We start from the raw sequence: 9,075 nt of genomic DNA, 5'->3' as shown, positions 1-9,075 counted from the left end.
GCCTGGCAGCGGGCCAACCTCGCCGAGATGGTCCGCCGCCACGGCCAAGCCACCGCCACGCCGCCGGAGCTGGTCGAAGCCATGGCGCGCGCGACCACGGCCTGCGAGATGATTTGGCGGGACGCACGAGCGAACAGCAGCTTCGCCCTACTGCGCCCGTCGCTGGAGGAGGTCGTGCGCCTGGTCCGCGAGCAGGCCCAGGCACTGGCCGCCACCCAGGGCCTGTCGCCCTATGACGCACTGCTCGACCTCTACGAGGCAGGTCTGCGTGATGCCACGATCGAGCCGATCTTCGATCGGCTGGGCCGCGAGCTGCCGGCGATCTCGACCGCAGCCCTGGCGCGCCAGGGCCAGCCGCTGGAGCCCAAGGGACCGTTCCCGGTCGAGCGGCAGAAGGCGCTGGCCGTCGAACTGATGGCAGCGATCGGGTTCGACTTCGACGAGGGCCGGCTGGACGAGAGCGCGCATCCTTTTTCCGGCGGCATTCCCGGCGACGTGCGCATCACCACCCGCTACACCGAGGACAGCTTCCTCCAGGCGATGATGGGCGTGCTGCACGAGACCGGCCACGCCCTCTACACCGCGGGCCAGCCACGAGCCTGGCGGCACCAGCCGGTGGGCGACGCGCGCGGCATGATCGTCCATGAGAGCCAGTCGCTGTTCATGGAGATGCAGGCCAGCCGCTCGCAGCCCTTCGTGGCCTATCTCGCCGAGCGCGCGCGCAGCGCGTTTGGCCGGGCGGACGACCCGGCACTGTCCGCGGCGAACCTGGGCCTCCTGGTGAACCATGTCGCCAAGGGCTTCATCCGGGTCGATGCAGACGAGACCACCTACCCGCTGCACATCGTCCTGCGCTGGCGGCTGGAGAAGGCCATGATCGAAGGCAGGCTGGCGGTGGCCGACCTGCCGGAGGCCTGGAACGAGGGCATGCGCGAGCTGCTCGGCATCGTGCCGCCGGACGACCGCCAGGGCTGCCTGCAGGACATCCACTGGCCGGTCGGCGCGTTCGGCTACTTCCCGTGCTACACACTGGGCGCCCTGATGGCGGCCCAGTTGTTCCGAGCGATGCTGCAGGAGATCCCGGACGCCCATGACCAGCTCGGCCAGGGCTCGTTCCGCGAGATCCTGCCCTGGCTGCGGCGGAACATCCACGAGCAGGGCTGCCGCTACACCTATGACGAACTGCTGCGCCGGGTGACGGGGGAGGAGCTGGGGCCACAAGCCTTCCTCGACCACCTCCAGGCACGCTATCTCAGCGGCGGATGACGAGCACGGGATCGGAACGCAGCATGGTCGCCTATATCAGCACGCGCGGTGGTGCCGGCGTGCGCCCGTTCGAGGAGGTGCTCCTGGCGGGACTTGCCGAGGATGGCGGCCTGTTCCTGCCGAGCGCCATGCCGAAGCTGACGCCGGACCAGTTCGCGGGGCTCACCGGCCGACCCTATGCCGAGACGGCCGAGGCAGTGCTGTGGCCGTTCGTCGAAGGGACGGTCGGGCGAGCTGAGTTCCGGGTCATGGTCGCGAAGACCTATGCCGGCTTCAGCCATGCCGCCACGGCACCGCTGGTCCAGATCGGCGACGACGACTGGCTGCTCGAGCTGTTCCACGGGCCGACCCTCGCCTTCAAGGACTTCGCCCTGCAGCTGCTCGGCCGGCTGTTCGAGCACGTGCTGCGGCGCCGTGGCGAGACCATCACCATTGTGGGCGCCACCTCAGGGGATACTGGCTCTGCGGCACTCGCCGCCTGTGCCGGCCGCGCCAACATGCGGATCGTCATCCTCCATCCCAAGGGCCGCGTGTCCGAGGTGCAGCGCCGGCAGATGACCACGGTGCTGGCGGACAACGTCGTCAACATCGCCGTGGAGGGCACGTTCGACGACTGCCAGGCGCTGGTGAAGCGGATGTTCAACGACCAAGCCTTCCGCGAGGCGCACCGGCTGGCGGCGATCAACTCGATCAACTGGTTCCGGCTGGCCGCCCAGGCAGTCTACTATGTTCACGCCACGCTTCGGCTGGGCGGGCTCGCGCGGCCGGTGGCGTTCGCCGTGCCGACCGGCAATTTCGGCGACGTCTATGCCGGGACCATCGCCAAGGCGATGGGCCTGCCGGTGGCAGGCCTGGTGGCGGCCACCAACAGCAACGACATCGTGGCGCGCTTCCTTTTGACCGGGCGCTACGCCAAGGGCAACGTGATGCCGACCACGAGCCCATCCATGGACATCCAGGTCGCCAGCAATTTCGAGCGGCTCCTGTTCGAGCTTGAGGACCGCGAGCCAGCCCGGCTGGTCCGGCAGATGGAACGGTTTGCGGCCGAAGGAGCACTGGAGGTGGAGCCGGAGCGCCTGAAAAAGGCGCAGGGCCTGATCACCGGCCATGCGGTCGACGAGGCGGCGGTGCAGGGGACGATCCGCCGGGTGTACCGCCATACCGGCATCGTCATCGACCCGCACACCGCCGTGGGCGTGGCCGCAGCGCGGGCGGCTTTGCCAGAGGGTGCCGCCCGGGTGACGCTCGCCACCGCCCATCCCGCCAAGTTCCCCGACGCGGTGGAAGCCGCGATCGGCCGCCGTCCGGTGCTGCCCGAGTCCATGGCCGGCCTTTTCGAACGCGAGGAGCGCTACCACGTGCTGCCCGCCGAACTCGGCATCATCCAGGACCATATCCGAAAGACGGCATGACCGAGACTTTCCGTTTGACCCGCCTCGCGAACGGCATGCGCATCGCGAGCGAGCCAATGCCGCACCTGCTCACCAGCGCCGTGGGTGTCTGGGTCGATGTCGGCACGCGGCACGAGCAGGCCGAGGTGAACGGCGTCTCGCACCTCCTGGAGCACATGGCGTTCAAGGGGACGGAGACCCGCTCGGCCAAGGAGATCGCCGAATCGGTCGAGGATGTCGGCGGATCGCTCAACGCCTACACCTCGCGCGAGCACACCGCCTACCACGCCCGAATCCTGAGCGAGGACCTGCCGCTCGCCACCGAGATCCTGGCGGACATCGTCAAGCATTCGACGCTCGACGAGGCGGAGCTGGAGCGCGAGCGCAAAGTCGTGCTGGAGGAGATCGGCCAGGTCGAGGACACGCCGGACGACCTCGTGTTCGACCTGTGGCAGGAGACCGCCTATCCGGACCAGCCGCTCGGCCGCTCGATCCTGGGCCCGCCCAAGATCGTGGAATCGATGCCGCGGTCGGTCCTGGCGGAGCACATGCATCATTACGGCCCGGAGCAGATGATCCTGGTCGCGGCCGGCAAGGTCGAGCACGACCGGCTGGTGGAGCTGGGCGAGCGCTGGTTCGGCGACCTCGAGCGCCGGCCGCCCCTGCCGTTCGTCAAGGGGAGCTACCGGGGCGGCGACCTGCGCGAGGAGCGCGAGCTGGAGCAGGTCCATCTCGTGCTGGGCGTGGAGGCGCTGACCTGCCACGACCCGGACATCTACACGCTGAACCTCTACTCCGCGATCATGGGCGGTGGGATGTCCTCACGCCTGTTCCAGGAGGTGCGCGAGAAGCGCGGGCTGGCCTATTCGGTGTTCAGCTTCGTTAATGCCTTCCCGGACAGCGGCACGTTCGGGGTCTATGCCGGCACCGGCGAAGGGGACCTGGACGAGCTGGCCCGGGTGCTGACCGACGAGCTGGCGGGCTCGGCCGACCGGATCGGTGAGGCCGAGCTGGTCCGCGCCAAGGCCCAGGCCAAGGCCGGGTTGCTGATGAGCCTGGAGCACTGCGCCGGAGTCTGCGAGGAGGTGGCGCGCCAGCTCCTCACCTTCGGTCGGCGGATCCCGCGCGAGGAGATCCTGGCCCGGATCGACGCGGTCACGCTCGACGACATCCGCCGGCTCGCCCGGCGACTGTTCCATGACCCGGTCCCGGCCGTGACGGCGCTGGGCCCGTGCGCGCGGCTGCCGTCCCATGACCTGCTGACGACGCGCCTGCGGCACTGAGCATGACCAAGAACACAGGGGAGGGACTAGGCGCACCGCTCGCGGTGCCGCTGTTCCGCCGCCTGTGGCTCGGCAACATGGTCAGCAATTTCGGCTGGTTGATCCAGTCGGTGGCAGCCGCCTGGCTGATGACCGAGCTGGTCGGCACCGCCGATTGGGTGGCGCTGGTCCAGACCGCCCTGCTCCTGCCGATCCTGCTCCTGGCCCTGCCGGCGGGCGTGCTGGCCGATGTCGGCGACCGCCGCCGGGTCTGCATGCTCGGCCAGACCATCATGGTGCTGGCAGCCTTCCTCTTAGGGATCTGCACCTTTTTCGACCTGACCGGTCCGGTCCTGCTTCTGGCCTTCACCTTCCTCCTGGGGGCGGGCAGCGCGTTCGCCAACTCGCCCTTCCAGACCATCGTACGCGAGGCGGTGCCGGTCCCGGCCATGGCCGCGGCGGTGACGTTGAACGCGATCAGCTTCAACCTGGCCCGTACGGTGGGCCCGGCGCTCGGCGGCCTCCTGGTGGCTTCGATCGGGGCGGAAGCGGCCTTTTTCACCAACGCCTTCTGTTACCTGCCGCTCCTGCTGGTGCTGGCCCTGTGGCGGCGGCCGCCCGTGCGCACGCCGGTCCGCGGCCGGATGGGCCGCGCCCTGGGCGACGGGCTCCGCTTTGCGAGGGAGAGCGAGAAGATCCGCGCCGTGCTGCTCTATTGCGCGGTGTTCAGCCTGTGCGCGTCCAGCATCCAGGGGCTCCTGCCGCTGATCGCCCGCGACCGGCTGGCCGGCGATGCGGTGACCTTCGGCCTGCTGCTGGGCGCCTTCGGCATCGGGGCCATGGGCGGCGCCTTCCTGGTGCACCCGGCAAGGCGGCGGTTCGGCAGCGGGGTCGTGGTCACCTGGCTCGGCCTGCAGCTCGTCCTGGGTACCCTGCTGATCGCGTTCTCGGCAGACCTCCTGGTCCTGGCGGTCGCCCTGGCGCTGTCCGGCGTCGCCTGGCTCGGGTCCTTCTCCACGTTCAACATCGCCGTGCAGCGGGCCTCGGCCACCGGCCTGGAGGCCCGCCAGCTCGCCATCTACCAGACCATCACCTTCGGCTCGATGGCAGCCGGGAGCTGGCTGTGGGGCGAGCTCGCCCATCTGTTTGACGTGGGTGTCGCCCTCACGGCCTCAGCATTGGTGCTGCTCGCCGGCAGCTTCTGGGCCTGGCGGCTGATCCGGATCTTGAAGGACGGCTGACGGCTCCGGTCAGTCAGCGAACGGGTCGGTCACCAGGATCGTGTCGTTGCGGTCCGGGCTGGTCGAGATCAGGGCGGCCGGCGCCTCGACCAGCTCCTCCAGCCGCTTGACGTACTTGATCGCCGCAGCCGGCAGGTCGGCGAAGCGCCGCGCCCCCGCCGTGCTCTCCTGCCAGCCTTCCATCTCCTCAAAGATCGGCTGCACCGCGGCTTGGGCGGCCGGGTTGGACGGGAGGTGGTGGAGGATCTGACCGTTCAGGCTGTAGGCGGTGCAGATCTTGATGGTTTCGAGCCCGTCCAGCACGTCGAGCTTGGTGAGTGCCAGGCCGTGGATGCCGCCGACCTTGATCGCCTGGCGGACCATCACCGCGTCGAACCAGCCGCAGCGCCGGGGCCGGCCGGTGACCGTGCCGAACTCGTGGCCGCGCTCGCCTAAGCGCTTGCCGATCTCGTCGTGCAGCTCGGTCGGGAACGGCCCGGAGCCGACCCTGGTGGTGTAGGCTTTGCAGATGCCCAGCACGTAGCCCACCGCGTCGGGCCCGAGCCCGGAACCGGTGGCAGCCATGCCGGCCATGGTGTTGGACGAGGTGACGAAGGGATAGGTGCCGTGGTCGACGTCGAGCATCGCACCCTGAGCGCCCTCGAACAGGATGCGCCGCCCGCCCCGCTTGAGCTCGGCCAGGCGCAGCCAGATCGGCTCGGAGAACGGCAGGAGCTTGGGTGCCAGGCTGGTGAGCGAGGCCAGAAGGTCGGCAGGCTCGACCTCAGGGATGCCGAAGCCGCGGCGCAGCGCGTTGTGGTGCAGGAGCAGGTCGTGGACCTTGCCCTCCAGCAGCGTCTGGTCGGTCAGGTCGCAGACCCGGATGGCCCGTCTGGCGACCTTATCCTCGTAGGCTGGGCCGATGCCGCGGCCGGTCGTGCCGATCTTGCCGGCACCGATATTGGAGGCGGCCCGCGCCTGCTCGCGCGCCTGGTCAAGCTCGGCATGGAGCGGCAGGATCAGGGACGCGTTCTCGGCCAGGCGCAGCGTCTCTGGGCGGACGGCCACGCCCTGCGCGCGCAGCCGATCAATCTCGGCGAGCAGCGCCCAAGGATCGACCACCACGCCGTTGCCGATGATCGACAGCTTCTGGCGGACCACACCCGAGGGCAGCAGCGAGAGCTTGTAGGTCTGGCCGTCCACCACCAGCGTGTGGCCGGCATTGTGGCCACCCTGGAAGCGGACCACCACGTCGGCCCGCTCGGAGAGCCAGTCGACGATCTTGCCCTTGCCCTCGTCACCCCACTGGGCGCCGATCACGGCGACATTGGCCATCTCGAGGCATCCTGACGTTCTTGACGGCAGGCTGGTAGCGCAGGTGAGGCGACGGTGCCAGCTTGATAGCGTCCGGCAGTCGGCACCCGGCTGCGGCCGAGTGTCGAAAATCTCTCAACTAGCTGATTTCAGCCGGTTCCTCGGGTTCGTTCGTGCAATTCGACTTCGCAGGCTACCTGCCCGGCAACTCCCTGCCCGTCCGCCGTGCGCACCGGGCCATCCATAGCATGAAGCGGCCTGGTGGATGAAGCGGCGGTCTGCCCCGGGGAGGGCGGGTCCTGGCGGAACAGGGCCAGCATGTCGGCGCGCCGGCTGAGGAGATCCGCCAGGCTGTAGCGGTCCAGCACGGCGAGGAATGCGGCCAGCGCCTCGCCCAGCACCGAGGGCCAGGCCACAGGCGGGTGCGATCACGCAACTCGTGCAGTCGACCAGGTCGAAGCCTTCCTCGGTATGGCGGACACATGATTTAGATAAGGCCGTCCGCCATGACCGCCGTTCAGCCCCGCCGCACGAGCCCGCTCTTCGACGAGACCACCCTGCCTGCCGGCTTGCGTGCCGAGCACCGGACCAGGCCCGGCGTGTGGGGACTGATCAGGGTGATCGCCGGGGAGATCAGGCTGACCTTCGCGGAGCGTGGCGAGACGCTGACCGTCACCAGCGACGCGCCGGCGCTGGTGCATCCCCAGGAGACCCATTCTGTCGAGCCGATCGGGTCGATCCTCATGCGGATCGAGTTCTACGACCAGCCGCCGCAGCCCTGACCCTCCAACGCAGATGCCCGGAAGCGACGAATGTCGAAGACCGTAAGCGAACGTAGCCGCGCCCTCATCAAGGCCACCGTACCGGCCCTGGAAGCCCATGGACTGGAGATCACCCGCGCCATGTATGCGCGGATGTTCCAGAACGAGATGATCCGCGACCTGTTCAACCAGTCGCATCATGGCGATGCCGGTTCGCAGCCGAAGGCGCTGGCGAACGCGATCCTCGCCTATGCCAAGAACATCGACGACTTGGTGCCCCTGGCGGCCACGGTCGAGCGGATCGCGCAGAAGCATGTCGGCCTGCAGATCCTGCCCGAGCACTATCCTTACGTGGCCGATGCGCTGCTCGGCGCCATCAAGGACGTGCTGGGCGAGGCCGCGACCGACGAGATCCTGGCGGCCTGGGGCAAGGGTTACTGGTTTCTCGCCGACATCCTGATCGCGCGGGAGAAGATGCTCTACGGGAAGCTGGCCTCGGCCGAGGGCGGCTGGAAGGGCTGGCGGAGCTTCGTCATCGAGGAGCGCCGGCAGGAGAGCGCCATCATCACCTCCTTCCTGCTGCGGCCGAGCGATGGCCGGCCAGTCATCCGCCACGGGCCCGGCCAGTACCTGACCTTCTGGCTGGAGATCCCTGGCCAGCCGCCGCTCAAGCGCAACTACAGCATCTCGTCTGCGCCGAACGGCGAGACCTACCGCATCTCAGTGAAGCGCGAGCCGATGGGTGCCGCCTCGGGCTGGCTGCACGACCAGGCGAAGGTCGGCACGGTGCTGAAGGTCGCCCCGCCGGCCGGCGAGTTCTTCCTGCCGCAGCATCCCGACCGCCCGGTGGTGCTGCTGAGCGGCGGTGTCGGGCTCACGCCGATGATGAGCATGCTGGAAATGATCGCGGCACGGCTTCCCGAGACCCGCGCCCTCTACGTCCACGGCACGCGCGATGGCTCCACCCATGCCATGAGCGCCCATGTCCGGGAGCTCACGGCGAGGCACGGCGGGATCGAGGCCACCAACTTTTTCGAGCAGCCGCGGACGGAGGACGTCCGGGGCAGGGACTACGACCATGCCGGGCTGATTACCGGCGAGTGGCTGGCCGAGCACACACCCCTGGACGAGGCCCATTACTATCTGTGCGGGCCGCGCCCGTTCCTGCGCAACTTCGTCTCCACCCTGTCCCGGTCCGGGGTGCCGGGCACCCGCATCCACTACGAGTTCTTCGGTCCGGCGGACGAGCTGCTGGCGGCCTGAGGAGAAACAGGCGATCCTTTGCGTCGCAATGGCCGGGGCGAAGCCGGCGACGTCACCGACGAGGGACCGGCTTTGACCGCCATCGAAGACAAAGCCTTCCTGTTCCTGCTCGTCGTGACCTCGCTGGCATTCTTCTGGATCGTCCAGCCCTTCTACGGGGCGGTCTTGTGGGGCGCCGTCATCGCGATCCTGTTTGCACCACTCTACCGGCGCCTGGTGCGGGCGATGGGGCAGCGGCGCACGCTGGCGGCACTCGTCACCGAGGCGATCATCCTGGTGATGGTGATCCTGCCGGTGACGCTGATCGCCCTGATGCTGCTGCAGGAAGCGGCCGGCATCTATGAGGGGATGCGGTCGGGCAGCCTGAACTTCAGCGGGTTCTTCCAGACGGTCCACGACGCGCTGCCCGGCTGGGCGACCGGGCTGCTGGACCGCTTCGGGCTGACCGATTTCGACGCGGTGCGCGAAAGGCTGTCCGCCGCCCTGATGTGGGGCAGCCAGTTCGTCGCCACCCAGGTGATCAATATCGGCCAGAACACGGCCGATTTCGTCATCGACTTGTTCGTCATGCTCTATCTGCTGTTCTTCCTGCTGCCCG

9 protein-coding genes are annotated in these 9,075 nt (G+C 68.7%); 7 read left to right on the top strand and 2 right to left on the bottom strand.

Annotated elements, in window-relative coordinates; translation table 11 throughout:
- From EQG76_RS12930 to EQG76_RS12915, 4 genes are all read left to right on the top strand, one after another.
- Positions 1–1,266, top strand: a 1,266-nt coding sequence (locus tag EQG76_RS12930; protein WP_159713943.1) for a carboxypeptidase M32, incomplete at its 5' end; no start/stop codon positions are given.
- Positions 1,267–1,289: 23 nt separating this feature from the next.
- Positions 1,290–2,678 (top strand): threonine synthase, encoded by a 1,389-nt coding sequence (gene thrC, locus EQG76_RS12925; protein ID WP_159713941.1) that lies wholly within the window; start codon positions 1,290–1,292, stop codon positions 2,676–2,678.
- Positions 2,675–3,940 carry a M16 family metallopeptidase gene (locus tag EQG76_RS12920; protein WP_159713939.1) on the top strand — a complete coding sequence of 422 codons (1,266 nt, stop codon included), beginning with the start codon at positions 2,675–2,677 and terminating at the stop codon, positions 3,938–3,940. Before thrC ends, EQG76_RS12920 begins: the two co-directional genes overlap by 4 nt.
- 2 nt (positions 3,941–3,942) lie before the next feature.
- Positions 3,943–5,160, top strand: coding sequence for an MFS transporter (locus EQG76_RS12915; RefSeq protein WP_159713937.1), 1,218 nt, complete (start codon positions 3,943–3,945; stop codon positions 5,158–5,160).
- Positions 5,161–5,169: 9 nt separating this feature from the next.
- Here EQG76_RS12915 and EQG76_RS12910 read toward each other — a convergent pair whose 3' ends face one another.
- Entirely contained in the window at positions 5,170–6,474 is a 1,305-nt protein-coding gene (locus EQG76_RS12910; protein ID WP_159713935.1) for an adenylosuccinate synthase, read from the bottom strand.
- Positions 6,475–6,602: 128 nt separating this feature from the next.
- A complete protein-coding gene (locus EQG76_RS31705) occupies positions 6,603–6,869 on the bottom strand; it encodes a helix-turn-helix domain-containing protein (RefSeq protein WP_200840779.1) in 267 nt (88 codons plus the stop codon).
- Between the two features lie 90 nt (positions 6,870–6,959).
- Between EQG76_RS31705 and EQG76_RS12900 the strand changes: the two genes are divergently transcribed.
- The 3 genes from EQG76_RS12900 to EQG76_RS12890 all read left to right on the top strand — a co-directional run.
- The gene (locus EQG76_RS12900; protein WP_159713933.1) at positions 6,960–7,235 is read left to right on the top strand and encodes a DUF1971 domain-containing protein; all 276 of its coding nucleotides are present in this window, start codon (positions 6,960–6,962) and stop codon (positions 7,233–7,235) included.
- Between the two features lie 30 nt (positions 7,236–7,265).
- The gene (gene hmpA, locus EQG76_RS12895; protein ID WP_159713931.1) at positions 7,266–8,477 is read left to right on the top strand and encodes an NO-inducible flavohemoprotein; all 1,212 of its coding nucleotides are present in this window, start codon (positions 7,266–7,268) and stop codon (positions 8,475–8,477) included.
- Between the two features lie 72 nt (positions 8,478–8,549).
- Positions 8,550–9,075, top strand: a 526-nt coding sequence (locus tag EQG76_RS12890; protein WP_159713929.1) for an AI-2E family transporter, incomplete at its 3' end; no start/stop codon positions are given.

Source organism: Geminicoccus flavidas (assembly GCF_009806515.1).
Lineage (GTDB): Bacteria > Pseudomonadota > Alphaproteobacteria > Geminicoccales > Geminicoccaceae > Geminicoccus > Geminicoccus flavidus.
Note: the sequence above shows the minus strand (reverse complement) of the source record. Positions and strands in the feature narration are given on the sequence as shown.